This is a genomic window from Microbacterium sp. LWH3-1.2, assembly GCF_040675855.1.
In the GTDB taxonomy this organism is placed as follows: Bacteria; Actinomycetota; Actinomycetes; order Actinomycetales; family Microbacteriaceae; genus Microbacterium.
Genome location: NZ_JBEGIK010000001.1, coordinates 1,597,938 through 1,622,933, shown reverse-complemented (window position 1 = coordinate 1,622,933; position 24,996 = coordinate 1,597,938). Strand labels below are relative to the sequence as shown.

Here is a 24,996-nt window from a genome sequence, read left to right as displayed (position 1 = left end):
TCATGGTGGGTCGAGCCGGATGACCCGCGCAGCAACGACCAGCTCGCGTACGACCTGATGATGGAGGTGGTCCGCGCCGGCGCGCTCGCCGACGCGGCGGCCGTGTTCGGCGCGCGCCAGGCAGGCATCCGCATCCTCGTCACGCGAGCGACTCACGATGACGCTCAGTCCGGGCGACCGGCGGTCGCTCTGGTCGAAGACACGGGCGCCACGCTCCCCGGCTGGCTCATCGGCGCCCGCACCTGCGCCACCGGCACGGTGACCGTCACGCTCGACCCTGCGGGCAATCCCCTCGATCCGGGGCGAGAAGCGCGGCTCTTCGCCCCCAGGCAGCGGATCGCGCTCGCGATCCGCGACGGCGGATGCCGCATCCCCGCGTGCGACCGACCCGCATCGTACTGCGAGGCGCATCACATCGATCCCTTTGCACACGGAGGCCGCACCGACATCGACCGCGGCATCCTGCTGTGCCCGTTCCACCACATGAACCTGCACCACCACGGCTGGCGCATCACGAGGAAGGACAAAGGCGATTTCATCCTCCACCGCCCCGGACTTGCGCCGACCGTGCTGCCGACTCGGATTGCGCGAAGGTACGACTTCGGCGACCTCCAACCGCCGCCGCGAAGACTCATTCCCGCGGGGTACCCGCGGGGAGCACCGCCTCGATCTCGGGACCATCGGCGCAGGGACCGCCGACCTGCTCGCGGGGTTCGGCGCCGCGACCGCCGACCCCCTTGCGGGGGGATCCCGCCGGGAGTATCTGTGAGGTGGTCGCGCGTGCGATCGCGCGGTATGGGGATCGCGAGTGCAGGCGGGAGCGTGGGCGATGCCAGATGAGCAGTTCCTCACCATCTCGTCGATCCCCGAAGCGATCGTCGACGACCGGCATCCGGGTGCCATCGCGGTCAGATCACCCTGGGGTTCGCCACCGTGACCATGACCTACCAGACGACGCTGCCCGACGGCTCGCTCGGCGACCCGGTCGCGGTCACGATCGGGCACGCCCAGCGGTGATCGGCGCGGTGTGAGGGTACGTGGAACAATCCACCGATCCGAAGAGGAGTCACCGATGAGTTGGAACGAGATCAGCCCCACGGTTCGCATGCTCTCGCTGCTGGGGCGCATCAAGCCGGAGATCTTCGACGTCTTCCCGCCGCACGGCCACCGAGCGGCATTGCTGAGCCGGGTCGAGGCGGTGGCGCTCAATCCGCAGCCACTCCCGCCCCGGTGGATGCTGGCGGCCTCCGACCTGGCCGGCCACATCGCCCAGGAGGTGCTCGCCGCCGACCTCGCGGGTGAGGACCGGCCGGGCTGGGTGACGGAGGTCGTGGACGACTGGTGCGGCACGGGCTGGCCGAGGAGGCTGCCCATTCCGCTCCCGGGTCCGCGCGGCGAAGGCCCGCAGCCGGAGCCGTGGGATGTCGCGGCCGCGCAGATCACGGGTGCGGTGGCGTTCGCCTCGCTCGCGGCACGGATGGGCCCGGGCGGCGCCCAGGAGACCTTCGCCCAGATGGCCGAGAGGCTGGCAGAGGCGTCGAGCCGCGAGATGTGAGCCGCGTTCGGGGCGGCGCACGCCGACCCCGAACGGAGCGGTCCGGGCGGGCAGGCTCACGGCCGGAGCCTACCCAGCGGATCGCGCGCCGAATCGATCGACTTCTGCCAGGCTCATCATGTCCGACACGCCTCGAGAGGGACGAAAGACATGGTCGAGCTGCGCTTCTCCTGGGTGGACGTCTTCGCTGAGACGCCCCTCACCGGCAATCCGCTCGCGCTGGTGCCGGGCGCCGACGGGCTGAGCGAGCGGGAGATGCGCGCCATCGCCCGAGAGTTCAATCAGTCCGAGACGACGTTCCTCGTCACGCCGACCGCCTCCGGCGCGGACTACCGCCTGCGGTCTTTCACGGCGGCCGGGGTCGAGGTGCTGGGTGCGGGCCACAACGCGATGGGCGCATGGATCTGGCTCGCGGCCACCGGCGAGCTGCCACGGGATCGGGAGGAGTTCACGCAGCAGATCGGCGACGACGTGCTGCCGGTGTGGATCACCCGCACCGAACGCGAGCGGTCGAGGATCACGATGCGGCAGGCCGCACCGCGATTCGTGCACTCGACCACCGAACACGCGGATTTCGCCGAGGCACTCGGCCTTCCCGCCGCCGCTCTCGCCGACCGGCCGGCCGAAGTGGTCTGGACAGGCGCCGAGCACCTCATGCTCGGGTTCCGCACGCGCGCCGACGTCGACGCCGCCAACCCGGAGCCGGCGCGACTGCGGGCTCTCCTCGCCGGGGTCGGCGCAGAAGGGTGCTACGTCTACTCGACCGAGAGCGGCGCGGACGGCGCCGACGCGTACACCCGGTTCTTCAATCCCACGGTCGGCATCGTCGAGGACCCCGCCACCGGCACGGCCGCGGGACCCCTCGCCGCACTCCTCGCGCGCGACGGTCGGGCGCCGGCGGGCAGCATCCGTATCCTCCAAGGCCATGCCATGGGAAGGCCCAGCGTTCTCGAGGTCGCCGTGGACGGCGACCTCGTCGACCTGTCGGGCACCGGCTTGGTGGTCGCCGACGGCGTGCTCAGGCTCTGACCGCACACGCACGACGGCTCCGCTCGGCCGCCGGGACCGTTGCGCTCCTGGCGAATCCGTCGAACTCGACCCGCCGCGCCGGCGAGGATCGAAGACGCCCCCGCCATCGAGCACTCGATGCTCCTCGATGCGATGTACATCGGCATGCGCACGCGGTTCATCGACGACGAATTGGCAGTGACGGACACCCCGGAGACGCGCGAGCGGCTCGAGGGCCGCTGACTGCGCGGATCCGAGCAGTAGATCCAACACTAGAGACATAGTATCCTCGCGGTATGGGCGCGAGGAAGCCCCGAGCGGGCACCGATCACCGAGGCGCGGCGGTCGCTGACGCCACACCCGAGTCACTGCCGCACGTCGAGGGCGTGCGCCACCGGTTCGTCGAACTGCCCGGCCTGCGCATGCATGTCGCGGAGGCCGGCGACGGGCCACCCCTCCAGAGGCACGGCGCTCGGGTGCGCGCGCCTATCGCGGCACCCGCCTCACGACTCCCACGCTCTCGCTGTACGGAGCCGTCCTCTACGGCGACAACCCGTCGCCAGGGGAACACCCCGAGATCCTCGACGGGTACCGGGAGCATGCCGACGACTTCACCCTCGACCACGTACCGGGCTCCGGGCACTACATGGCCGAGGAGCGGCCCGACGTCGTGGTCGCCCGCGCGCACGCCTTCCTCACCGCCTCCTCCCACCGCGAGGGGTAGGGGACTCGGCTCGGCGCATCACCCGCGGCGCGCGTCAACGGGCCGGACGGACGCGGCGAAGCGGGAGCGCCCGGCGACAATCGTCTCCACGACCTGAGTATCCAGCAGCGCTTGCGCCCCGACCGCGAACGGGTCGGTGTCGAGCACCGCGAAATCGGCGGCGAAGCCGGAGGCGATGCGTCCGCGCCACTCGCCGTCGCCGACGGAGGCGGCGGCGTCGCGCGTCGCGTGGCCGACCGCGCGCTCGAGCGGCAGCGCGTACTGCGGGTGGGTCGCGGGCACGGCCGGGTCGAGCGCGGAGGCGCGCGTCGCGGCGATGTACATGTTCGCGAGCGAGCTGTGCGGTGCCGTCGGCGCGTCGGTCGAGAACGCCAGCAGCGCCCCGGCGTCTTCGTACTCCGGCCATGCGAAGGCGCGCTCGACACGTTCGTCGCCGAGCATCTCGGCCCAGTTCGCGAAGATCGCGGGGTCGGAGTGGACTGGCTGCATCGACGCCGTGACACCGAGTGACGCCAGGCGCGCCGCGGTCTCGGGAGCGGCGTACTCGAGGTGCTCGATGCGGTGACGCCGGTCGCGCGGGCCGTTGACCGCGATCGCGTGCTCGATCGCATCGAGGGCGATGTCGCTCGCCAGGTCGCCGATCGCGTGCTGCGCGATCTGCAGGCCGGCCGCGTCGGCGGCCGCGACCACAGGCTTGAGCTGCTCCAGAGGCCAGATCGGACCCGCGTTGGTTCCGTCGGCGTACGGGTGGCGCATCGCGGCGGTGCACGCATCGATGACGCCGTCGAGGATGAGCTTGATGCCGACGACCCGGAGCCACGGCGACGACGGGGAGGTGGCGAGCTCCGCGGCGCGGGCCACCTGCGCGACGTTCGCCGCGTCGTCCCCGGTGTTCTCGATGAGCCAGTGCGCGGCCACCCGGATCGGCAGCTCGCCGCCGCGGCGGGCGCGGGCGCGCTCGAAGGCGGCGAGGCCGAACTCGTCGAAGGCCATGTCGACGACCCCGGTGACGCCGGTCGCGAGGTACGCGTCGATCGCACGCTCGGCAGCCTCGTCGCGGTCGGCGTCGGTCGTGCTCACGTCGCGATGTGCCCACGCGAGCCGCACCGCCGCCGTCTCGTAGAGCATCCCGGTCGGCTCGCCGTCGGCGTCGCGGGCGATCTCGCCGCCGAGCGGGTCCGGCGTGTCGCGCGTGATGCCGAGCTCGGCGAGCGCCGCGCGGTTGACCCAGCACGAGTGGTAGTCGTTGGCGTCGAGATAGACGGGGATGTCGGAGACCACGGCGTCGATCATCGCCGCGGTGGGTGCCCCGCCGGGGACGGAATCGAAGAGCCATCCGCGTCCGCGCAGGACCACAGCATCCGGATCCCGATCGCGTGCCTCGCGCAGCCGGGACTGGATCTCATCCAGCGACCGGGCGTCGGTGAGGTGCACCTGCCCGAGCGCCGCGCCCATCATGAGCAGATGGGTGTGGGCGTCGGTGACGCCGGGGAGTACCAGCCGGCCCTGCAGGTCGACGGTGTCGTCGGCCTCGGGGGCCTGCGCACTGTCGCCGACGAACGCGATCACGTCGTCGCGGACGGTGAACGCCTCTGCCCACGCGTTCTCGGGGTCGGGATCGGCGGTGAAGACGCGACCGTTCACGTAGTTGGTGCTCATGGACGGCCCTTCTTTCCGAGCGGGGTGCGCTGCAGGCCGGCGTAGAGAGCCGCGGCGACGAGCATGCCGACCGGCACCGAGAGGTCGATGTACCCGGTCGCCACCGCGATCGGTCCCGACCAGACGCTCGTCGAGAGGCACAGCGCAGTGACGAGCCCGCCGATCAGCAGGGCGATCACGCCCGGCAGTCCCCATCCGCCCGAGTACCAGAAGCGGCCGCCGGGGTGGTCGTCGAACAGCTCCACGCCGTCGTACCGGTATCGGCGCAGCAGCACGTCCACGACGAAGATCGCCATCGCGGGCCCCGAGACGATCACGAGGAACTGCAGCATGAGGTTCGCGGCCTCGAGCAGGCTCGACGACAGCACGAGGTAGATCGTCAGGGCCGTACCCACCCCGCCCACGATGATGGCGGCGGGGATGCGGCGAAGCCGGAAGCCGATCGCCTGGAGCGCCATGCTCGAGGTGTAGGTCGTCATCGCGTTCAGGGCGATCGTGTTGAGGACGACTCCGATCACGAGGATCGGACCGAACCACCCGGGCAGCAGGTCGAGCAGGGCCACGTCCAGGCCGGCGTCGAAAGCCGCTCCGCTCAGACCGGTGGCAAGCAGCACACCGACGATGGTGAAGACCATGAACGGGATGCCGCCGCCCAGCCCCGTCGCGAGCGCGATGTGCGACGGCTTCGTGGAGCGCGGCAGGTAGCGCGCGATGTCGGGGCTGTTGATGAACGACAGTGGCGTCGACGCGAGGATCGTGAACCCGATGGCCATCGCCGACCAGAGGCCGACCCCCTCGAGCGGCACCGGCGCGGTGTACTGCCAGTCGACCGTCGGCAGGATGAAGGCGGCGACCCCGAGGAAGATGAGGAACAGTGCCGCGGCCATGTACGAGTATGCGCGCACGATCAGCCCGTGGCCGAAGATCGCGACCAGGATCGTGATCGTCGCCACGACCACCGTCACGCCGATGGGAACCCAGACGGGATCCTCGAGGCCCATCCGGCGCAGCAGGTCCGCCCCCATGAACGACGAGGCGAGCCACGTCAGCGACAGGAACACCGCACCGATGAACCAGCCGACGAACGCCACGAAGAGCCGATTGCCGAGGATGCCGTACATGGCCCGCGTCACGACGGATCCCGAGGTGCCCGAGGCGGGTCCGCTGCCGGCGATGAGGCCGGGGAAGGCCCACAGCAGCGAGGCGGCGAGGACGACCGCGATCGACTGCCACAGCTCGAGCCCGAGCAGGATGAGCGTCGCGCCGACGGTCAGATTCAGGATGCTGACGCTCGGCGCCGCCCAGATGAAGAAGAGGTCCCGTGCACGGCCGTGGCGTTCGGCGTCGCCGACCAGCTCGATTCCGCGCGTCTCGGGACGCGATGCGGTGTCGACGAACTCGTCATCGAGTTCTGTCTGTGAATGGGTCACGGTGTTCCTTCCGGGAAAGCCTCATTGCTATTGGTCACATGCCCAATGGACTATTGGTCACACATTCAATAGCATTGGTGGCGTGACGTCAAGCGAGATTCCGGTACGGACGCGCAAGCGTCCCGAGGAGCGCCGCGAGGAGATCCTGGAGCACGCGACGGCGATCGCCCTCGACGAGGGGCTCGAGCGCATCACGCTGCGCGCCGTCGCCGACCGGCTCGGGGTGCGCCCGGGCCTGATCACGCACTACTTCCCCGCCGCCGAAGCCCTCGTCATCGAGGCGTTCACGCGCGCCGCCGTGCGGGAGCGCGAGAGGTTCTTCACCACGTCGGGCACCCCCATGGACCGGGTGGCGCATTTCGCGGCGCACATCGAACGGGGCGCGTCCCTGCCGCTCGCGCGCATGTGGCTCAACGCGCGGCACCTCGCACGCTTCAGCCCGGCGCTCGACACCGCGCTGCAACACCAGGATCAGCTCGACCGCGAGCGACTGACCGCGATCATCGAGGACGGCATCGCCTCGAGCGTCTTCCCCATCACCGATGCGGAGACCGCCTGCATCCGGATCCTCATGGCCGTCGACGGCGGCGGCTCGTACGTGAACACCGCGACCCCGCCCACGCACCGCGCGCACCGTCAGGTCGTCGCCGACGTCAGCGAATGGGCTCTCGGGCTCGAGCCCGGCGCGCTGCGCGCGGCCGTCGACGCGGCTTCCGAGGCTTAGTCCCGCAGCGGACCGAGCGCGGACGCCGTGCATCCGGGACGCGGAGTCGCGTCGGCGCCCGCTGCGAGCGGGCGGTCGCGATCCTCCCCTGCAGTCGACACCGCCCGCGATGCGTGCATGAGTTTCCGACCGGGACCGAGGCTGCGCCCCTGTCGGATGTCGGGCGCCCGTGATTGGCTGGCGCAATGAACACCGCGACCTCCGCCGACGGCACCCCCATCGCCTACGACGAGACCGGCGACGGCCCCGTCGTCGTCATCGTGAACGGTGCCATGTCGACCGCCGCCGACGCGACAGGACTCGCGACGGCCCTGGCCGAGGTCGGCTTCCGAGCCGTCACATGGGACCGCCGTGCACGCGGCTCCAGTGGTGACGCGCGGGGCTCGACGCCCGACCGGGAAGTCGAGGATCTGGCAGCCGTGATCGACGCCGTCGGCGGCGACGCGGCCGTGCTCGGTCACTCGTCCGGTGCGGTGCTCGGACTCGTCGCCGCCTCGCGAGGGGTGCCGGTCCGGGCCTTGTTCCTGTCGGAGCCACCGGTGCGCTTCGGCGAGGACGAACCCGCCGACGACCTGGCCGAGCGGCTGCAGGCCTTCGTCGACGAGGGGCGACCCGAGGAGGCGATCGTCACTTTCCAGCTCGAGGGCGTCGGACTCCCCCGCGAGATGGTGGACCAGATCCGGGCCAGCGAGATGTTCCCCGGCCTGGTGGCGCTCGCACAGTCGACCGTCTACGACACGAACCTCACGCGTGAGGCGTCGACGCCGAGCCCGGAGATGCTCTCGGTCGCCGCTCCGATCACGGTGCTGCGCGGAGCCCAGACGTTCCCGATGCTGATCACCGCCGCCGACCGCCTGGCCGACGAGGTCGACGGCGCCGAGCTCGTCGTCGTTCCGGAGTCGATCATGCATCGCCCCGACCCCGCCGCCACGGCGCGGGTGGTGCGGGAACGCCTCGCGTAGCGCCGATCTGCGGTCGCTGAGCGAGCAGGCGACGAGGGAGACGAGACGCCGAGGGCGCGGCGCAGATCCTGCGCCGCTTCAGTCCCCGAGTCGGTCGAGCAGATCGACCCTGGCGCGTGTGTACTCCCCCGGCGCAGCGGTCATGTGACCTCGCCGAGGTGGCACGATCCGTGCGTCCGGAACGTGTCGGCTCGGCGAGAGCACACGATGTCGGCGCGCGAGCGGCGGCCGCGCCGGGTCAGCGCGGGCGGCTTGCGGCCATCCGTCCATCGGGGTCGAGCCGGGTGAGCACGGTGGCGGTGATCCCCCGCAGCTGCTCCGCCTGCTCGGGTGTGATGACGTCGAGCAGCACCTTGCGCACGGTCTCCACGTGCCCGGGAGTCGCCTGCAGAACCTTGCGCCTGCCGTCGGCGGTGATGACCGCGTCGGTGGCGCGGGCGTCGGAGGTGTTGCGCTCCCGCCGCACGAGGCCGCGCGCCTCGAGCCGCGAGACCACGTGCGACAGGCGCGGCAGCGTCGCGTTGGTCATCGACGCGAGCTCCTTCATCTGCAGGCGGTGATCGTCGGCGTTCGACAGCATCGACAGCGCGAAGTAGTCGAAGTGCGTGAGGTCCTCGTCGCGCAGCAGCTGGGCGTCGAGCTCGCGCGGGAGCAGTTCGAGGAGCGCGGCGAACGGCACCCAGGTGTCCTGCTCGTCCGCCGTGTAGAACCGCGGCCTGTTCATCCTCCGATTCTAGGAATAGTTGTGACGACAAGCGAGTTGGTTCCTACAGATGCTTGAAGCTACAAGCAATTCATGCGACAGGAGAACAGCCATGACCACGATCACGATCTTCGGAAACGGCAACATGGGCCAGGCCATCAGCGGCGTGCTCGCCCGCGGCGGTGCCGACGTCCAGCACATCGGCGGCGCCGACACGGGCGCCACCGTGAACGGCGACATCGTCGTGCTCGCCGTCCCGTACCCGGCGCTCGCGCAGATCACCGCCGCCTACGGCGCGCAGCTCGCCGGCAAGACGGTCGTCGACATCACCAACCCCCTGGACTTCTCGACGTTCGACGCGCTCGTCGTGCCCGCCGGCACCTCGGCGGCGGCGGAGCTGCAGGCTGAGCTGCCCGCGTCGAAGGTGCTGAAGGCGTTCAACACGAACTTCGCCGCCACCCTGGTGAGCGGTCGCGAGGGCGACGTCCCGACCACCGTGCTCGTCGCGGGCGACGACACCGACGCCAAGGCGGGCCTCATCGCGGCGATCACCGCCGGAGGACTCGACGCCGTCGACGCAGGCTCCCTCGCGCGTGCCCACGAGCTCGAGTCGATCGGATTCCTCCAGCTGACCCTCGCGGTCGGCGAGCAGATCGGCTGGGCCGGCGGCCTCGCGCTCGTGCGCTGAGGCTCGACCGCTAGGCGATGCGCGTCCCCGTCGGCAGGCGCCCGGCGGGGGTGCGCGTGCGCGCCCATGCCCACCACATCAGGCCTACCGCGAGCAGCAGCTGCAGTGCCATGCCGACGAACCAGCTCGGCGTGGAGTGGTCGATGACCTCCGCGGGCGTGGGCCGTTCGTCCTCGAGCGGTGGCGCGCAGTCGTCCCAGCGCTGCTCGAGCTCGGGCGGCTGCTGAGCCGCCCGCACACCGAACTTGATCTGGCCGAAGAGGTCGTTCGGGTTGCCGTATGCGTCGTACTGCGTCGGCGTCGCGTCCGCGAGGATCACGAACGGATTCGCCGCGAGCAGCCACCACACATGGTCGAACCGCGGCATCTCGTAGGTCGACGTCTGCCACTCGCCGCAGCGCATCTCGACGTCGTCATCGCACGGATAGTCGTCGCGCGGCGTCTCGCCGGGCATGCACGGGAAGCTGTCGCCGGAGTACTGGTCGTACTCGATCGAGCGGTAGTGGTTCGTCACCTCGGACCGCATCGTCATGCCGACGAGCGCGAACGCGATGAGCGTGCCGACGACGAGCGCCGCGACCACCAGATACGTGGTCGCGACCGAGAACAGCGGTCGCGACAGGATGCCGCTCAGCGCGACGCCGATCGCCGAGATGATGCCGACCTCGAACACCAGCACGAGCAGCGACACCGTGATCGTCGCCGGCGCTCCCCCGCCGCCGAGCGTCGCGAGCACGAGGAACGGGACGGCCACCGCCACGAACGCCAGGCCCGTGACCCATGCGGCGAGGAACTTCCCGATCAGGATCTCGAGGGTCGTCGCCAGCGTCACCTGCACGGGCGCGAGGGTCGCAGCATCCCGGTCGCCGTTGATCGCGTTGCCGCTCAGCGTGGGCGACACCAGCACCACCAGCAGGAGCGTGATGTACACGATCGTGGAGTAGATCGCGCCGCCCGGCTGGAGCGTCGAGCCCCAAGCCAGGAATGACAGGCCGGTCACGATCGCGAGCAGCAGCGCGAAGACGCCGAGCAGCACGTACCAGGCGATGCTGCGGGTGCGCTGGGTCAGCTCGAGGCCGACGATGGTGCTGAGTCGCTGACCGTTCACGACGTCGCCTCGCTCTCGTCCGCACCCGGCAGCGGTGGTTCGGATGGCGGTGGCGCCAGTGGTGGACGCCCGTCGCCGAGATCGAGGAACGTGCGCTCGAGCGCGCCCTGCGCCGCGGCGAACTCCACCACGTCGAGCCCCGCGCCGACGAGATCGCGCAGCGCGGCGGCCGCGGCATCCTCCGAGTCGAACGACACCACGACGTCGCGGCGGTCGACGCCCAGGCCCTCCACCGGGATCCCCAGTGCGCCAGCAACGGCCTGGACGGCGACGGATGCCTCGGCCCCGGCGATCCGGACCCGCCACGGGCGGGCGCGGCGCGCAGCGGCCTCGACGCGGGCCGGGTCGACGGTGGCGCCCGCCATCAGGAAGACGGCGTCGTCGACGACCTCCTCGAGCTCGGACAGGATGTGACTCGACACGAGCACGGTGCGTCCCTCGGCGGCGAACCGCCGCAGCAGCAGGCGCAGGTCGATGCGCGCCTGCGGGTCGAGACCCGACGCCGGTTCGTCGAGCAGCAGCACCCGCGGGTCGTGCACGAGGGCGCGCGCGAGGCCGAGGCGCTGCTTCTGCCCCCGCGACAGCACGCGGGCGGGCGCGTCGGCGAGGTCGACCAGCCCCACTTCGGCGAGGAGGGCGTCGGCGCGGACGGATGCCTCGGCCCGCGGCATCCCGTACAGCCGCGCCGTCACCGCCAGCGTCTCGCGCGAGCTGAGCGAGTTCCAGGCGCCGAGCGCGTCGGGCATCCAGCCGAGGAGCGCCCTGGCCGCCTGCGGGTCGGACACCGGGTCGACGCCGTCGATGCGGATCGAGCCCGCGTCGGGCGCCAGGAGCGACGCGAGCATGAGGAGCAGCGTCGTCTTGCCCGAGCCGTTCGGACCGACCAGGCCGGTGACCCGGCCGGCGTGCGCCCGCAGCGTCACGTTGCGGACGGCCTGCACCTCGCCGAACGAGCGCCGCACGCCCTGGACGACGATGCCGGGCTCGGCGGGGATTCCGGGGGCCCGAGGGGCCAGGCTCGGCGTGCTCACCCGCCCCACCCTAGCGACACCGGGTCGGCAGACCGCGTGGAGAAGGAGCGTCAAGACACCCCGAGCCCCCCCGGCCGGCGCCAGGTCAGGAACGGAAGAACGCGACCCCGAGGTCGGGGTGATCGACGAAGACGCCGTCGACGCCCGCGTCTCTGATCACCGCCCACTCGGACTCCCAGTCGCCGAACGACCCGGGACCGCCGCGGGTGCGGAACTGGCCGATCAGGAATCTATTCTCGGGGCGGCAGGTCCAGGTGAAGACACGCAGGCCGCGCTCGTGCGCGTCGGCGACGACGGGCGAGGGCCCGGCGGTGCGACCGAGCCGGTCGGGGCGGAGGATGGTGCGCTTGTCGACGCTGATCCCGTCCACCCGCCCGACAAGTGCGTCGAGCCCCGCGGGCGCCGCCGTCTGCCGGTACGTCAGCGAGGCCTTGCCGTGTGCGCTGAACAGGTCGAAGGGGCGTCCCGCGTCCTCCAGCAGGTACACGTACGCCCCACGGATGCCGCGTTCCTGAAGCGCGTACAGCACCGTCGACTCGAACGACTCGATCGTGAGCGGCAGCTCCCCCGACGCCCAGCCCGCCTCCCGCAGCTCGGCGTCGACGAGCTCAGCGATATCCCATCCGATCGACGCGAAGTACGTCGCGTGCTTGATCTCGAGCACGACGCCGATCTCGCGCCCGAACTCGAGCGAGGCCTCCCGCGTCGCGTCGAGAACGTCGCGCAGCCGCAGCACGCGCTGTTCATCGTCGAAGCTCGCGCTCGTCGGACGGACGTCGGCGATCCGCTCGCGGCAGCGCAGCGTCGACAGCTCGTCCCACGTGAAGTCCTCGGTGAACCAGCCGGTCAGCTCAGCCCCGTCCACGTACTTCGTCGCGTGCCGGTCGGCGAACTCCGGGCGGTCTGCGACATCGGTGGTGCCCGAGATCTCGTTCTCGTGCCGCACCACGAGCACGCCGTCCTTCGACACCACGACATCGGGTTCGACGGCATCGACGCCCATCTCGAAGGCCAGGGCGTACGAGGAGCGCGAGTGCTCTGGCCGGTACCCGGGGGCACCGCGGTGTCCGATCACGAGGGGATGTCGACGAGGCACCGCTTAAGGGTAGCCACGAGCGCCTCGGGGACCGGGGGCCGCGGCATCCGTTCATAGTCCACTCACAGCACGCACCCGTGCCACCCGGGCACCCGTCGGATAGTGTTGATCAACAGCATCGTGCTGGGATTCCCTTGACATTGGAGTGTGAGAGCAGTGGCCCTCAACAACCCCGCGTTCAACAACCCGGCCTTCCAGGACCCGAAGGCCGTTCAGACCTACCCCGGCGGTTCGCAGGCGGCGAACCTGGGCGGGCAGACGCAGTTCGCGACGACGCAGCGCGCCGGAACGGATGCCGCGGCCCAGGCGCATCTCGAAGGCATGTACGCGGCACCGTCCGCGGGTGCCGCCGAGACCGGCCGCATGTCGTACGAGGACACCATCTGGAAGACCGTCGGCCTCTTCGCCGTCCTCCTCGTCACCGCGGCCGTCGGCTGGGTGTGGACGATGGCGGGCGTCACGCCGACGAACCCCCAGCCCTCGATCCTCCCCTGGATGATCGGCGCGCTCGGTGGCTTCGTGCTCTCGCTCGTCGTGATCTTCACCTCGCGCAAGAAGATCCGCCCGGCGCTCATCTTCGGCTACGCCGCCTTCGAGGGCCTCTTCGTGGGTGCGATCTCGGCGTTCTTCGAGTTCCTCTGGGCGGGGATCGTCGTGCAGGCGACGCTCGCGACCTTCGCCGTCGTCGGTGTGACCCTCGCCCTGTTCGCGAGCGGCAAGATCCGGGCGTCGAAGCGCGCGACCAAGGTCTTCATGATCGCGATGGTCGGCTACCTGGTGTTCTCGCTGGTGAACATCTTCCTGATGCTCTTCAACGTCCCGATCGCTGGTGGCGCGTTCGGTCTGCTGAGCGAGCAGAGCCCCATCCTCGGCATCCCGTGGGGCGTGCTCATCGGCGTCTTCGTCGTGATCATGGCGGCGTACTCGCTGGTGCTCGACTTCGACAGCATCCAGCAGGGCGTGCGCAACGGCGCTCCACGTCAGTTCGGCTGGCTGGGCGCATTCGGCATCATGGTGACGGTCGTGTGGCTGTACCTCGAGATCCTGCGCATCCTCGCGATCGCGCGCGGTAACAGCTGACGCCTCGCGCTCCGCTTCGAACGGCCGCCCGGTTCTCCGGGCGGCCGTTCTGTTCCGTGCACTCCACGCTTAGGCTGAAGCCGATCCGAGGAGTGTCATGGCTCGACGTCGTACAGCCTTCGGCGCGGTCGCGGTGCTGCTCGCCGCCCTCACCGCCTGCTCAGGAGGCCCCGTGACCGAGCCGCAGCCCGCCCAGCCCAGCCAGCCGACGAGCGCCGCCTCGCCCACCCGGCCGCCGTTTCGGACCGCCTCACCGGGGCCGCTCGAACCCACCGGCAGCCCGGTCGCGGTGCCTCCGGCCCGCTGGGACGCGATCGTCGTCGATCTCGCCACCCGCGGCGTCACCGGCACGCCCGAGCTCGTCTCGGCCGAGGCCGTCACGTGGAACAACGGGGCACTGGGCTGCCCGTCGCCGGGGGTCTCCTACACGCAGGCGCTCGTCGACGGCATGCGCGTCGTCGTCACGGTCGACGGCACGACCTACGACTACCGCTTCGGCACGACCGACTCCCCGAAGCTCTGCACACGCTGAAGGAGGACGGATGCTGCGGCTGCAGCATCCGTCCTCCTTCGAGTCGTGCGACTACTTGGCCTTCACGAGGATCGCCTCGCCCGCACCGGCGGGGTTGTCGAGAACGACAGCCATGACGCCGAGCGGCTTCTGCGCCGTGAACGCCGCAGCGTCGACGCCGACCGGCACGTCGACGCCACCGCCGACGGGCACCGTCACATACTGGCCGTTCTCCAGCGCCCGGGCCCACGGGTTGTACGTGGCCATCCCGTCGAAGCCGTCGAAGCTGGCGTCGTCGAGCAGCGTGAAGGACTGCACCGTGTAGTCGAACGTCGGCGACTGGGCGGTGATGCCGAGTTCGGCGCCCGCCCACACCGGGATCAGGACGGTGCTGCTGTCGGTCGGCGCCATCGGTGCCAGGTCGAGCGCGAACGCGTCCGGGCCGGTGAGGCTGAACGCGAACGCCGTCGGAACGCCGTCGGCGCTGCCGCTGGTGACCACGCCGCCGTCGGTCACGACGACCGCCCAGTCCGGCTCCCCGTCACGGTTCGTGTCGATGAGCACGTCGAACTCGTTGGTCGCCGCGTTCGACCACCGCTGGTGGGTGTTGACGGCGAAGACCAACAGGTGGTCGGTGCCGTAGTCGAACGACTGCACGCCCGCGGCCCTCAGGTCGTATCCGGTGTCGGTGAAGGCCTTCGAGACATCCCTCTTGTCTTCCAGGCCCCACGTGTAGAAGTCGGCGTTGACGTCGAACGCGCCCGCCTTGCCGCGCAGCGCCGCGGTGACCGTCCCGTCGACGGGCTGCTTCTTCTTCGTCACCTTGAGGTCGCCCTGTGCCGACACGCCGCTCGTCGCGCGCGGCACCAGCAGGTACGGAACCCGCAGGGTGTCGGCCGCCGACGTGAAGACGACGTCGCCCGAGAACTCCGCGAACTGGAACCCGCCGCCCTCGGAGGTGCCGGCCTCGGCGGCCGGCGCGCTCAGGGTCACGGTGACCGTGGCGGACCCGCCGGGTGCGACCGTCACCGTGCTCGGGCTGACCGTCACGGAAGCCTCCGCCGACTGGGCGGATGCGGCAGCGCTGACGTCGTACGTCACCGGGCTCGTGCCCTTGTTGGTGAGCCTGACCCTCTTCGTGCCCGTGAAGGTCGTGGAGCTCTCCTGGAACCCGAAGCTGAGCCCGGCCTCCCGCAACCATCCGTTCGTCGTCTTGAACGAGTCGCCCACGGCCGTGGCCTGCTGCGCCACCGCCTGTGCGGCGTCGACGAGGCCGACGCCGCCGCGAACGAGGTTCTGCCCGGCGACCTTGTCGGGGTCGGCCGACGAGACCAGCACCGACGACACCTCGGCCGCCGACCAGGTCGGGTGGGCCTCCACGGCGAGCGCCGCGACGCCGGCGACGTGCGGTGCCGCCATCGAGGTGCCCGAGATGGTGGCGGGTCCGTCACCGGTGCCGACGCCCGTCGAGACGATCGAGACGCCCGGCGCCGCGACATCGACCGCGAGCGCGCTGTCGCCCGTGCGCGGACCGCTCGAGCTGAACGACGCGTAGCCGCGGAACGCCGGGTTCTCGAGGTCCGCCGGGGCGAGGGTCGCGGCCGCATCGTCGACGAGCTTCGGGCCATCCGACTTGCGAACGCCGAGGAACGGGATCGTGACGGTGTAGTCGTCGCCCGTGTCGGGGTTCTCGGTGATCGTGCCCTCGAACGGCGGGTAGTCGTCGGAGGTGTTGATCATGACGGATGCTGCGGCCCCGGCCTGCTGCGCGTAGATCGCCTTTGCGACACGGGCGCAGACACCACGGGTCGAGACGGCGAGCATGTTGCTGCCTGCTGTCACCCCCGCGTGGTTGTAGGCCGCGACCGAACAGCCGAGCGCCTCGTTCTCGCCAGGGGTGCTCAGGTCATCGGTGAGCACCGCCACGGTCATCTCGTCGAGATCGGTCAGCACCGCGCCGTTCGCGTTGATCGCCGGGATGGCGACCCCGTTCACCGTGATCGTGGCGCCCGGGAACGTGGCCGTGCTGTCGACGGCCGCGACGGTGACCACACCGTCCCCTTCGCCGGCGAGGTACGGGCTCGGGCCGTCGTTGCCGGCGGACTTCACGACCACCACGCCCGCGCCGATCGCGTTCGACGCGGCGACGGCCTCGGGGTCGTTGCCGCTGTACGGCGAGCCGAGCGACATGTTGATGACGTCCATGTCGTGCTCGACGGCCCAGTCGATGGCCGGCACGACGATGTCGGTCGAGCCGCCGCAGCCGAACACCCGCAGGGCGTAGACGTCGGCCTGCGGTGCGACACCGGGGCCGATCTTCCAGTCCGCCGACGCCGTCGACTCGTCGTAGGGTCCTGTGTATGTCTGGCCCTCGGCCGTGACGCCGCTGCCCGCTGCGCTGCCGGCGACGTGACTGCCGTGCCCGTTGCAGTCGAGCGGGTTGGCGTCGGGCATCGCCTCGGGCTGGTAGTCAGGGGAATCGGGATCCGCGTTGTACAAGTCGCCGACGAAGTCCCAGCCGCCCTTCACGCGCGGCGCATCAGGACCGAACTGGGCGGGGTCCGCCGCAGCCGCCTCGGCGGCGTGGGCCGCGTCGTACGCCTCGACCGTGCCGACCCCGCCGAAGTTGGCGTGCGTGTAGTCGACGCCGGTGTCGATGATCGCCACCTTGACGTTCTCGCCGGTGAACCCGGTGTTCTGCCACACCTCCGGCACACCGAGGAACGGAACCGACACCGCGTTGTCGAGTTCGTACGTCCTGACCGCGTGGATGCCCACGACGTTGGGCAGTGCCGCTACTGCGTCGACCTGGTCGGCCGGGATGGTCGCCTGGATGCCGTTGTACGCCGACTGCATCTCGGCCTGGATCTTCCCGCCCTTGGCCTTCAGCGGGCCGGCGATCGCGTCCTGGTTCTTCTTGAGCGAGTCCCTTATGGCCTTGCGCTCGGCCTTCGTCAGCTCGCCGCCCGTCTTCGCCTCGGCGACGGCGACCGGGTCACCGGCCATCTCGACGATGACCGTGACCGAGGTGTCGCGGTCCTCGCTCAAGGGGCGGAAGGCCGTCCCGATCGGACCGGACACCTCGGACTTCTCGAATCGCGACGACGGATCATCGTCAGGGGTGGCGGCCATCGCCGCGGTGGGAGTGGCGATCGCGAGCGCGAGCGCGCTGACGACGGCTAGGGAACGTCGGAACAAAGGGGGAGCCTGCTTTCTCGTGCACGGAACCGCGAGGGGATACGCCGCACGCTATGTGCGAACTCTCAAAAGATCAACAGAGACCTCCCAGGTTGAGCAAACCGCTCAATCGAGCCGGTTTGGTATTCGGCGTTTCATGCATCACGCCCATCCGTGGATGCAGCGCGCACAGCCGGCGAGCGTTGTCCCACCGCATTCTGCTCAGAGCGGAACGGTCTCGGCTTCGGGTGCCTTCGCGTCCTATCGTGAGCGCATGGCCGAGATCATCCCGCTGTCGGCGAAAGCCCCGCGCCCCTCTCGTGAGCTCGAGCCGCTCTGGCGCGACGCGCTGGGCGAGCGGCTGCGCAACCTGCGCCATGAACGGGGCGAGCGCCTCGCAGACACGGCCGACCGTGCCGGCGTCTCTCCGCAGTACCTCTCCGAGATCGAACGAGGTCTCAAGGAGCCGTCCAGCGAGATGATCGCGGCGGTCGCGGGTGCGCTCGAGGTGACGCTGATCGAACTGACGGCGGGTGTCGTCGACGACCTCCGCTCGCGCGCCACCGAGCGTGCGGTGGTCGGATGCCGCGCCACCTACGCCCTCGCCGCGTGACCGGCCCGGACGTGCCTCTGGTCGATGCCCCGGGCCGTCGCTAGCCTGGCCGAGTGACGCCCGCGAAGTCGGAAGCCGAGATCCTCGAGATCGACGGGCACGAGGTGCGCATCTCGAGCCCGAGCAAGATCGTGTTCCCCGAGCCGGGGATCACCAAGCTCGACGTCGTCCGGTACTACCTCGCCGTCGCCGACGGCGCGCTCCGTGGCGCGGGCGGTCGCCCGATGGTCCTCAAGCGCTTCCCGAAGGGCATCGACCAGGAGCCGTTCTTCCAGAAGCGCGTACCCGAGAACCATCCCGACTTCATCGACACGGCGACGCTGCAGTACGCGCGGGGCACGTCCGCCGAGGAGGCGGTGATCCGGGATGCTGCGGGCCTCGCATGGGTCGTCAACCTCGGTTGTCTCGACCTGAACCCGCATCCCGTCCGTGCCGAGGACCTCGACCGTCCCGACGAGTTGCGTATCGATCTCGACCCCATGCCGGGGGTCGACTGGTCGCAGATCGTCGACGTCGCCTTCGTCGCGCGCGAGGTGCTCGACGACGTCGGACTCGTGGGCTGGCCGAAGACGAGCGGCTCGCGGGGAATGCACATCCTGGTGCGGATCGCGCCGGACTGGGACTACAGGCAGGTGCGCCTCGCCGCCGAGACGCTCGCCCGCGAGGTCGAGAACCGCGCGCCCGGACTCGCGACCGCGCGGTGGTGGAAGGAGGAGCGGGGCGAGAGCGTGTTCGTCGACTTCAACCAGAACGCCAAGGACCGCACCGTGGCGTCGGCCTACTCGATCCGCCCGCTGCCCGACGCACGCGTCTCCACCCCGCTCGACTGGGACGAGGTGCGCGCGCGACGCCCCGCCGAGTTCACCGCGCTCACGGTGCCCCGGCGGTACGCGGACATCGGCGACCCTCACGCCGGCATCGACGACGCTCTCGGCACGCTCGACGGGCTCCTGCGCCTCGCCGAGGAACTCGGCCCGGCCGATAAGCCGCCCCGCGGGGGTGACGGGTCTGGACGCCGCCAGTCGACGATGCCGCTCATCGAGATCGCCCGCACGAAGACCAAGCCCGAGGCGGTCCACGCCCTCGAGGCGTGGAAGAGCAGCCACGCGTCCGTGGTGGCGCAGCTGCACCCCGCCGACGTGCTCATCGACGGCATGCGCGGGTCGAGCTCGCTCTGGTACCGCGTGCGCGTCAACTTGCAGCACGTGCCCGAGGCTGAGCGCCCGCCCCAGGAGGAGCTCCTCGCCGACTACGACCCCTGGGAGGGCAAGACCTGGCCGGGCGCTCCTGGCGCGCCCGCCCCCGCGCGTTGAGCGAGCTGGAGCGCCCTCCGCTCAACGCGCGGGGGCGGATGCCCGATCGAGCACGTGGTCGGCGAGGCCGTAGGTCACCGCGTCGGCGGCGGTGAAGACGCGGTCGCGGTCGGTGTCGGTCCGCAGCTTGGCGGCATCTTGTCCCGTGTGCCTCGCGAGGATCTCCTCCACCTCGCCGCGCACGCGCACCAGTTCGTCGGCCTGGAGGATGAGGTCGGGGATGGCGCCCCTCCCTTGGCCCGCCGGCTGGTGCAGCACGATTCGCGCGTGCGGCAGCACCGAGCGCTTGCCGGCCGCGCCCGCCGCGAGCATCACGGCGCCGACGCCGATCGCCTGTCCCACGACGGTCGTCGCGACGTCGGGCCGCACGTGCTGCATCGTGTCGTACACCGCGAGCATCGCCGAGGGATCGCCGCCCTCGCAGTTGATGTAGAGCTGGATATCGCTGTCCGGGCTGTCGGCGTCGAGGTGCAGCAGTTGCGCGATGAGTGCGTTGGCGACGCCCGCGTCGATGCCCGTGCCGAGGTAGACGACCCGCTCGGCGAGCAGGTGCGAGTAGACGTCCATGATGCGGTCGCCGCGCGGATGCTGCGCCACTACGTTCGGGATCGTGTACGAGCTCATGCCGCCACCTCAGCCGGTCCGAGTCCGAGCCCCGCGGGCCGTCGCCGTCGCGGAACCACCTGTGCGAACGACTCGACGATCCCGTCGATGAACCCGTAGTCCCGAGCCTCGGCGGCCGTGTACCAGCGGTCGTGCAGCGAATCCTCGAAGATGCGCTCGAGGCTCTGCCCGGTGTCGGCGGCGATGAGGCCCAGCACGGTGTCCCGCATGTGTCGCAGGTCGCCGGCCTGCACCTCGACATCGACCGCTGAGCCGCCGATGCCCGCGGAACCCTGGTGCATGAGGATCCGCGCGTGGGGCAGCGCGCGCCGCTTGCCTCGTGCACCCGCCGACAGCAGGAACTGCCCCGCGCTGCATGCAAGGCCGAGCGCGAGGGTCGCAACATCGTTCGGGATGAGGCTCATGACGTCGCGGATCGCGAGCATCGAGGGCACCGATCCTCCGGGAGAGTGGATCCAGAGGGCGATATCGGATGCCTCGTCCTCCGCCGCGAGCGCCAGCAGCTGCGTCGCGATCAGGGTGCCGTTGTCGTCGTCGAGCGGGCCGTCGAGCACGAGCACGCGCTGATGGAACAGCTCGCGCCGCGCCTCGGCCCCGAACTGGGGGATTTTGCCTTCGTCTGCCATGCCCTCAGCCTGCGCGCCCGTGGCGGGCGCGGCATCCGTCTCCGCTCCCAGCGGCTCTGCCGTCGGCGGATCCCTCTCGCCCTGCGATTTTGGCGACTCGCCAAGACCCACCCACGCCGGAACGAGAGCCTGGCGACTCGCCAAGACCACAAGGGCGCCCGCCGGCAGCGATCCTGGCGACTCGCCATGAACCACCCACGGCGGGCCCCGGATGCGGCGACTCGCCAACAACGACCCACGGGGTCCAGAGTGCGGCGACTCGCCAAGAACCACCCACGGCGGGCCCCGGATGCGGCGACTCGCCAAGAACCACCCACGGCGGGCCCCGGATGTTGCGACTCGCCAAGAACGACCCACGGCGGGCCCCGGATGTTGCGACTCGCCAAGAACGACCCACGGCGGGCCCCGGATGCGGCGACTCGCCAAGACCACAAGGACGCCCGCCGGCAGCGATCCTGGCGACTCGCCATGAACCAGAGCCCGCATCGCCGCGACATGGCGACTCGCCAACAACGACCCACGGGGTCCAGAGTGCGGCGACTCGCCAAGAACCACCCACGGCGGGCCCCGGATGCGGCGACTCGCCAAGAACCACCCACGAGGTCCAGAGTGCGGCGACTCGCCAAGAACGACCCACGGGGGGCCCCGGATGTGGCGGCTCGCCAAGAACCACCCACGGCGGCCCCGGATGTGGCGACTCGCCAAAACCGCCAGGGAGAGCTCAGGCGCGCCGCGACGGGTTCTCGACCGCGGACCGCAGCGCGGCGACCAACGCGGGACGCACCGCGTCGGGCGTGAACGCCGCAGCGGCGGCCCTCGCGCGCGACGCCAGCTCGGCACGGCGGGCGTCGTCGCGCAGCAGGTCGATGATCTCGGCGGCGAGCGCGTCGGCGTCACCCGGCGGCACGAGCACGCCGGCACCGTCAGTCGTCTCCCGCGGTCCGTACCGGGCGTCGAACGAGACGACGGGCAGTCCGCGGGCGAGCGCCTCGGCGATCGACAGCCCCTGTCCCTCGAACGCCGTCGATGTGACGAACAGAGCGGCACGGTCGAAGATCGCGTCGCGGTCGGCGGTCGCGCCATGGAGAGACACGGATGCCGCCACCCCGAGCTCGTCGATCAGGCCCTGAAGCTCCTCGCGCAGCGGGCCGTCGCCGTAGACATCGAGCCTCGCCTCGGGTACCGCCTCGACCACCCGCACCCACGCGCGGATCGCGAGGTCGACGCGCTTCTGGGGGGCGAGCCTGTTGAGCATCACCACGAGGTGCGGGTCGCGCGACTCCACGCCCGGCGGCTCGGTGCCGAGCTCGATGGTGTTGGGCACGACGTGGAACGTGCCGGGGTTGCCGAAGCGCGCGGCGACCTCGTCGCGCTGAGCCGCAGTCGGCCAGAGCACCGCGTCATAGCGATCGACGGTCGACAGCCACCGCTCCCACATCCCGGTGACCGGAGCATCGGGGTCGTCGTACGGCTCCGGCAGGTGCGAGTTGTGCACGGTGTGCACGAGGCGCACCCGGGGATCGTCCCAGTCGACCATCGCCTCGCCGATCTGGCGCGACTCGAAGATCACCACGAGCACGCGGTCGGGGTCGCCCGCAGCCGCGCGACGCTCGTCGGCCAGGTGCGTGAGCCACGCGGCGTACAGGCTTCGGAAGCCGCGCAGCACGCGGTCCCCGTCGGGGGCGTGCACCACGATCGGGGCGTCGCCGAGGTGCCACGTCGGGTTGTCGCGGAACACGGGCAGCGTGACGATCGCCGAGCCCGAGGCATCCGTGATCGTCCGCTGCTCCCCCTCGAACGTGCCGTCCGCGATCGGATCGCCCGCTGCGAGAAGCCACGTCGGATCGGCGACGATGTCGTCGAAGAGGTTGCGTGCCGATGCAGTGCTCTCGAGCAGCCCGGCGTCGACGAAAGCCTGCCGCTGCGCGGCGTGGACCTGGGGCGACGCGCCGTCAAGGCTCAATTGCAGCGGGTCGGGCGCCCCCGCCGACGCGAGCAGGCGCAGCCGCGACGGCACAGCGACCGCGAACCCGCCGTCCAGTCCCAGGGCGACGCGGCTGCCGACCAGCACATAGTCGGCGTCGGGCAGCGAGGGGGCGGAGTCCGTCGTCACTCGTCCATCCTCACCCATGAGCAGACCACCCGGCCCGCCGAGGCGCCCGGGAAAACGACGAACGCCCCGGCATCGCCGAGGCGTTCATCATGAACTCACTCCCACTCGATGGTCCCCGGGGGCTTCGACGTCACGTCGAGCACCACGCGGTTGACCTCGCGCACCTCGTTCGTGATGCGGTTCGAGATCTTCGACAGCACGTCGTAGGGCAGGCGCGTCCAGTCGGCGGTCATCGCGTCCTCGCTCGAGACGGGGCGCAGCACGATCGGGTGGCCGTACGTGCGGCCGTCGCCCTGCACGCCGACCGAGCGCACGTCGGCGAGCAGCACCACCGGGCACTGCCAGATCTCACCGTCGAGGCCCGCCTTCGTCAGCTCCTCGCGGGCGATGGCGTCCGCATCGCGCAGAATCTCGAGACGGTCAGCGGTGACCTCACCCACGATCCGGATGCCGAGGCCGGGGCCCGGAAACGGCTGGCGGCCCACGATCACCTCGGGAAGGCCGAGTTCGCGTCCGATCGCACGCACCTCGTCCTTGAAGAGGGTGCGCAGCGGCTCGACGAGCTCGAACTGCAGGTCCTCGGGGAGGCCGCCCACGTTGTGGTGCGACTTGATGTTCGCGGTGCCCGTGCCGCCGCCCGACTCGACGACGTCGGGGTAGAGCGTGCCCTGAACGAGGAAGCGGATAGGCTCGCCGTCGGCCTCCGCCTCCGCAACGAGCGCGGCCTCGGCCTGCTCGAACGTGCGGATGAATTCGCGGCCGATGATCTTGCGCTTCTGCTCGGGGTCGCTGACACCGGCGAGGGCGTTCAGGAACTGCTCGCGCGCGTCGACCGTGACCAGGCGCACACCGGTCGAGGCGACGTAGTCCTGCTCGACCTGCTCGCGCTCGTCCTTCCGCAGGAGCCCGTGATCGACGAAGATGCAGACGAGCTGGTCGCCGACGGCCTTGTGCACGAGGGCCGCCGCGACGGCGGAGTCGACGCCCCCCGACAGACCGCAGATGACGCGGCCGGTGCCGACCTGCGCCTGGATCTTCGCGACCTGCTCGGCGATGACATTGCCGCTGTTCCAGTCGGCCGGAAGACCCGCCGCCTTGTGCAGGAAGTTCTCGATGACCTGCTGGCCGTGATCGGAGTGCTTGACCTCGGGGTGCCACTGCACGCCGTACAGGCGCCGCTCGTCGCTGCCGAACGCGGCGACCGGGGTGGCAGCCGTCGCGGCGAGCACCTCGAAGCCCTCCGGTGCGCGCGACACCTGGTCGCCGTGGCTCATCCAGACGTTCTGCTCGACGGGCTGCCCGCCCAGCAGCACACCGCCGTCGTTCGCGACGACGGCGTCCGTCGCTCCGTACTCACGGAGTCCGGTGTTCGCGACCTCGCCGCCGAGCGCCTGCGCCATCACCTGGAAGCCGTAGCAGATGCCGAGCGTCGGCACGTTCAGGTCGAAGACATCGGTGTCGAGCGCGGGAGCACCCTCCTCGTACACGGACGACGGCCCGCCCGACAGGATGATGCCGACCGGGTTCTTCGCCGCGATGTCGGCGGCGGTCGCGGTGTGCGGCACGATCTCGCTGTAGACGCCGGCCTCGCGCACGCGGCGCGCGATCAGCTGCGCATACTGGGCGCCGAAATCGACGACGAGAACGGGGCGCTGGGACGTATCGGTCGCTGTTTCTGAAGGGCTCTGGGTCAACGCTTGTTCTCCGTCGGGATGGCGTGAGTGAGGGACGAGTGCTCGGCGCGCGAGTGCAGCTCAGCCGCCTCACGCTCGGCCAGATAGGTCTTGACGTCGCGGCCGACGCGCGCCTCCATGAAGAACGAGAGGAGGGGCACGATGCCGCCCGCGGCGAGCATGCCCAGACGCAGGAGGTTCCAGCGCATCAGGCTCCACACGCGGAAGCACGAGATCAGGTAGACCACGTAGAACCAGCCGTGGGCGACGAGGATGCCGAGCGACAGGTTGAACCCGTCACCGGTGGACTCGAGGCCCGAGGCGGTCTCGACGACGGGGGCGAACCACAGGAACCCGCCGGAACCACCGAGGAACAGCTCGTAGCCGACCGCGTACTTGACGATCATCTCGGCAACGAGCAGCAGCAGCATCGTGCCCGTGATGATCGAGCAGATCTGGTAGAACTTCAGGGCTCCGCGGATCGCCGGAAAGGAAGCGAGCTTCGGGGCGCGGGGCATGACCCTCAGTCTACCCGCGGCATTGTGCCGGATTTCCTGGCTCAGGGCTGCGGGGCGGTT

22 protein-coding genes are annotated in these 24,996 nt (G+C 70.6%); 9 read left to right on the top strand and 13 right to left on the bottom strand.

All coding sequences use genetic code 11. From position 1 onward, the window contains the following. Nucleotides 1-546 carry a hypothetical protein gene (locus tag MRBLWH3_RS07470; protein ID WP_363430132.1) on the bottom strand — a complete coding sequence of 182 codons (546 nt, stop codon included), beginning with the start codon at nt 544-546 and terminating at the stop codon, nt 1-3. A gap of 526 nt (nt 547-1,072) precedes the next feature. On the opposite strand from MRBLWH3_RS07470, the gene MRBLWH3_RS07465 reads away from it, so the two are divergent. Both MRBLWH3_RS07465 and MRBLWH3_RS07460 read left to right on the top strand, forming a co-directional pair. Next, entirely contained in the window at nt 1,073-1,555 is a 483-nt protein-coding gene (locus MRBLWH3_RS07465; RefSeq protein ID WP_363430130.1) for a hypothetical protein, read from the top strand. A 150-nt stretch (nt 1,556-1,705) separates the two neighbouring features. Beyond that, nucleotides 1,706-2,584: a PhzF family phenazine biosynthesis protein gene (locus tag MRBLWH3_RS07460; protein WP_363430128.1), complete on the top strand. Its 879-nt coding sequence runs from the start codon at nt 1,706-1,708 to the stop codon at nt 2,582-2,584. A 721-nt stretch (nt 2,585-3,305) separates the two neighbouring features. On the opposite strand, the gene MRBLWH3_RS07455 is transcribed toward MRBLWH3_RS07460, so the two are convergent. Together MRBLWH3_RS07455 and MRBLWH3_RS07450 are read right to left on the bottom strand one after the other, a co-directional pair. Continuing rightward, a complete protein-coding gene (locus MRBLWH3_RS07455) occupies nt 3,306-4,946 on the bottom strand; it encodes an amidohydrolase (protein WP_363430126.1) in 1,641 nt (546 codons plus the stop codon). After that, a complete protein-coding gene (locus MRBLWH3_RS07450; protein WP_363430124.1) occupies nt 4,943-6,376 on the bottom strand; it encodes a purine-cytosine permease family protein in 1,434 nt (477 codons plus the stop codon). The genes MRBLWH3_RS07455 and MRBLWH3_RS07450 overlap by 4 nt, the downstream gene beginning before the upstream one ends. An 82-nt stretch (nt 6,377-6,458) precedes the next feature. Here MRBLWH3_RS07450 and MRBLWH3_RS07445 point away from each other — a divergent pair, with 82 nt between their 5' ends. Together MRBLWH3_RS07445 and MRBLWH3_RS07440 are read left to right on the top strand one after the other, a co-directional pair. Then, nucleotides 6,459-7,100 (top strand): TetR/AcrR family transcriptional regulator, encoded by a 642-nt coding sequence (locus MRBLWH3_RS07445; protein ID WP_363430122.1) that lies wholly within the window; start codon nt 6,459-6,461, stop codon nt 7,098-7,100. A 185-nt stretch (nt 7,101-7,285) separates the two neighbouring features. Then, nucleotides 7,286-8,062, top strand: a complete 777-nt coding sequence (locus tag MRBLWH3_RS07440; RefSeq protein WP_363430120.1) for an alpha/beta fold hydrolase — start codon at nt 7,286-7,288, stop codon at nt 8,060-8,062. Between the two features lie 238 nt (nt 8,063-8,300). Here MRBLWH3_RS07440 and MRBLWH3_RS07435 read toward each other — a convergent pair whose 3' ends face one another. Continuing rightward, a complete protein-coding gene (locus MRBLWH3_RS07435; RefSeq protein WP_363430118.1) occupies nt 8,301-8,786 on the bottom strand; it encodes a MarR family winged helix-turn-helix transcriptional regulator in 486 nt (161 codons plus the stop codon). Between the two features lie 91 nt (nt 8,787-8,877). Between MRBLWH3_RS07435 and MRBLWH3_RS07430 the strand changes: the two genes are divergently transcribed. Continuing rightward, a complete protein-coding gene (locus MRBLWH3_RS07430; protein ID WP_363430116.1) occupies nt 8,878-9,453 on the top strand; it encodes an NADPH-dependent F420 reductase in 576 nt (191 codons plus the stop codon). Between the two features lie 10 nt (nt 9,454-9,463). On the opposite strand, the gene MRBLWH3_RS07425 is transcribed toward MRBLWH3_RS07430, so the two are convergent. From MRBLWH3_RS07425 to MRBLWH3_RS07415, 3 genes are all read right to left on the bottom strand, one after another. Further along, nucleotides 9,464-10,561, bottom strand: a complete 1,098-nt coding sequence (locus tag MRBLWH3_RS07425) for an ABC transporter permease (protein ID WP_363430114.1) — start codon at nt 10,559-10,561, stop codon at nt 9,464-9,466. Then, nucleotides 10,558-11,592 (bottom strand): ABC transporter ATP-binding protein, encoded by a 1,035-nt coding sequence (locus MRBLWH3_RS07420; protein WP_363430112.1) that lies wholly within the window; start codon nt 11,590-11,592, stop codon nt 10,558-10,560. Before MRBLWH3_RS07420 ends, MRBLWH3_RS07425 begins: the two co-directional genes overlap by 4 nt. Nucleotides 11,593-11,677: 85 nt before the next feature. Continuing rightward, nucleotides 11,678-12,688, bottom strand: a complete 1,011-nt coding sequence (locus tag MRBLWH3_RS07415; RefSeq protein ID WP_363430110.1) for a glycerophosphodiester phosphodiesterase family protein — start codon at nt 12,686-12,688, stop codon at nt 11,678-11,680. Nucleotides 12,689-12,844: 156 nt separating this feature from the next. Here MRBLWH3_RS07415 and MRBLWH3_RS07410 point away from each other — a divergent pair, with 156 nt between their 5' ends. Next, nucleotides 12,845-13,768 (top strand): Bax inhibitor-1/YccA family protein, encoded by a 924-nt coding sequence (locus MRBLWH3_RS07410; protein WP_363430108.1) that lies wholly within the window; start codon nt 12,845-12,847, stop codon nt 13,766-13,768. A 97-nt stretch (nt 13,769-13,865) separates the two neighbouring features. After that, nucleotides 13,866-14,300 (top strand): hypothetical protein, encoded by a 435-nt coding sequence (locus tag MRBLWH3_RS07405; protein ID WP_363430106.1) that lies wholly within the window; start codon nt 13,866-13,868, stop codon nt 14,298-14,300. 51 nt (nt 14,301-14,351) lie between these two features. On the opposite strand, the gene MRBLWH3_RS07400 is transcribed toward MRBLWH3_RS07405, so the two are convergent. Continuing rightward, on the bottom strand, nt 14,352-17,477 hold the full coding sequence (locus tag MRBLWH3_RS07400) for a S8 family peptidase (protein ID WP_363430104.1): 3,126 nt from the start codon (nt 17,475-17,477) through the stop codon (nt 14,352-14,354). Nucleotides 17,478-17,730: 253 nt separating this feature from the next. Here MRBLWH3_RS07400 and MRBLWH3_RS07395 point away from each other — a divergent pair, with 253 nt between their 5' ends. Together MRBLWH3_RS07395 and ligD are read left to right on the top strand one after the other, a co-directional pair. Beyond that, nucleotides 17,731-18,069, top strand: coding sequence for a helix-turn-helix domain-containing protein (locus MRBLWH3_RS07395; protein WP_363430102.1), 339 nt, complete (start codon nt 17,731-17,733; stop codon nt 18,067-18,069). A gap of 53 nt (nt 18,070-18,122) precedes the next feature. After that, nucleotides 18,123-19,382: a non-homologous end-joining DNA ligase gene (gene ligD / locus MRBLWH3_RS07390; RefSeq protein ID WP_363430100.1), complete on the top strand. Its 1,260-nt coding sequence runs from the start codon at nt 18,123-18,125 to the stop codon at nt 19,380-19,382. A gap of 21 nt (nt 19,383-19,403) precedes the next feature. Here ligD and MRBLWH3_RS07385 read toward each other — a convergent pair whose 3' ends face one another. The 5 genes from MRBLWH3_RS07385 to MRBLWH3_RS07365 form a co-directional block, all read right to left on the bottom strand. Next, complete coding sequence (locus tag MRBLWH3_RS07385; protein WP_363430098.1) at nt 19,404-20,006, bottom strand: ClpP family protease; 603 nt, start codon at nt 20,004-20,006, stop codon at nt 19,404-19,406. Further along, complete coding sequence (locus tag MRBLWH3_RS07380) at nt 20,003-20,632, bottom strand: ClpP family protease (RefSeq protein WP_363430096.1); 630 nt, start codon at nt 20,630-20,632, stop codon at nt 20,003-20,005. The genes MRBLWH3_RS07385 and MRBLWH3_RS07380 overlap by 4 nt, the downstream gene beginning before the upstream one ends. 721 nt (nt 20,633-21,353) lie before the next feature. Next, on the bottom strand, nt 21,354-22,745 hold the full coding sequence (locus tag MRBLWH3_RS07375) for a glycosyltransferase (protein WP_363430094.1): 1,392 nt from the start codon (nt 22,743-22,745) through the stop codon (nt 21,354-21,356). Between the two features lie 95 nt (nt 22,746-22,840). After that, the gene (gene guaA, locus MRBLWH3_RS07370) at nt 22,841-24,439 is read right to left on the bottom strand and encodes a glutamine-hydrolyzing GMP synthase (RefSeq protein WP_363430092.1); all 1,599 of its coding nucleotides are present in this window, start codon (nt 24,437-24,439) and stop codon (nt 22,841-22,843) included. Next, nucleotides 24,436-24,936 carry a DUF3817 domain-containing protein gene (locus MRBLWH3_RS07365; protein ID WP_363430090.1) on the bottom strand — a complete coding sequence of 167 codons (501 nt, stop codon included), beginning with the start codon at nt 24,934-24,936 and terminating at the stop codon, nt 24,436-24,438. Before MRBLWH3_RS07365 ends, guaA begins: the two co-directional genes overlap by 4 nt. Nucleotides 24,937-24,996: the final 60 nt, after the last annotated feature.

What these genes read in the sequence shown, in the direction of transcription:
- MRBLWH3_RS07465 (WP_363430130.1), top strand. Translation starts at nt 1,073, where the DNA reads ATGAGTTGGAACGAGATCAGCCCCACGGTTCGCATGCTCTCGCTGCTG.
- MRBLWH3_RS07460 (WP_363430128.1), top strand. Translation starts at nt 1,706, where the DNA reads ATGGTCGAGCTGCGCTTCTCCTGGGTGGACGTCTTCGCTGAGACGCCC.
- MRBLWH3_RS07455 (WP_363430126.1), bottom strand. Translation starts at nt 4,946, where the DNA reads ATGAGCACCAACTACGTGAACGGTCGCGTCTTCACCGCCGATCCCGAC.
- MRBLWH3_RS07440 (WP_363430120.1), top strand. Translation starts at nt 7,286, where the DNA reads ATGAACACCGCGACCTCCGCCGACGGCACCCCCATCGCCTACGACGAG.
- MRBLWH3_RS07435 (WP_363430118.1), bottom strand. Translation starts at nt 8,786, where the DNA reads ATGAACAGGCCGCGGTTCTACACGGCGGACGAGCAGGACACCTGGGTG.
- MRBLWH3_RS07430 (WP_363430116.1), top strand. Translation starts at nt 8,878, where the DNA reads ATGACCACGATCACGATCTTCGGAAACGGCAACATGGGCCAGGCCATC.
- MRBLWH3_RS07405 (WP_363430106.1), top strand. Translation starts at nt 13,866, where the DNA reads ATGGCTCGACGTCGTACAGCCTTCGGCGCGGTCGCGGTGCTGCTCGCC.
- MRBLWH3_RS07395 (WP_363430102.1), top strand. Translation starts at nt 17,731, where the DNA reads ATGGCCGAGATCATCCCGCTGTCGGCGAAAGCCCCGCGCCCCTCTCGT.
- MRBLWH3_RS07385 (WP_363430098.1), bottom strand. Translation starts at nt 20,006, where the DNA reads ATGAGCTCGTACACGATCCCGAACGTAGTGGCGCAGCATCCGCGCGGC.
- MRBLWH3_RS07380 (WP_363430096.1), bottom strand. Translation starts at nt 20,632, where the DNA reads ATGGCAGACGAAGGCAAAATCCCCCAGTTCGGGGCCGAGGCGCGGCGC.
- MRBLWH3_RS07365 (WP_363430090.1), bottom strand. Translation starts at nt 24,936, where the DNA reads ATGCCCCGCGCCCCGAAGCTCGCTTCCTTTCCGGCGATCCGCGGAGCC.